This is a genomic window from Carnobacterium sp. 1290_CSPC, from assembly GCF_001053265.1.
GTDB lineage: Bacteria > Bacillota > Bacilli > Lactobacillales > Aerococcaceae > Aerococcus > Aerococcus urinaeequi.
The window spans coordinates 1-243 of the sequence record NZ_JVVG01000035.1 but is presented as its reverse complement, the minus strand read 5'-3'; the positions used below and the strand labels follow the sequence as shown (position 1 = coordinate 243).

Sequence of the window (243 nt, the reverse complement as noted above, 5' to 3'; positions counted from 1 at the left end):
AGCTTAACTTCTGTGTTCGAGATGGGAACAGGTGTGTCCTTCTTGCCATCATTACCACACGGCTATTTTATACAAATATACTAATAAAGCTACCAACGGGATTTGAACCCGTGACCTCCGCCTTACCAAGGCGACGCTCTACCAACTGAGCTATGGCAGCGAGTTGGTATATAAGTACAAAAAAACTCCGCAAGTAGGACTCGAACCTACGACATCTTGATTAACAGTCAAGCGCTACTACCA

At 44.9% G+C, this 243-nt stretch carries 1 tRNA gene and 1 rRNA gene; both read right to left on the bottom strand.

What is annotated here, in order from left to right:
* Positions 1–59, bottom strand: a 5S ribosomal RNA gene (gene rrf, locus AC973_RS02895); the annotation flags it as partial.
* 28 nt (positions 60–87) lie between these two features.
* Positions 88–160 (bottom strand) — tRNA-Thr (locus AC973_RS02890).
* Positions 161–243 lie beyond the last annotated feature (83 nt).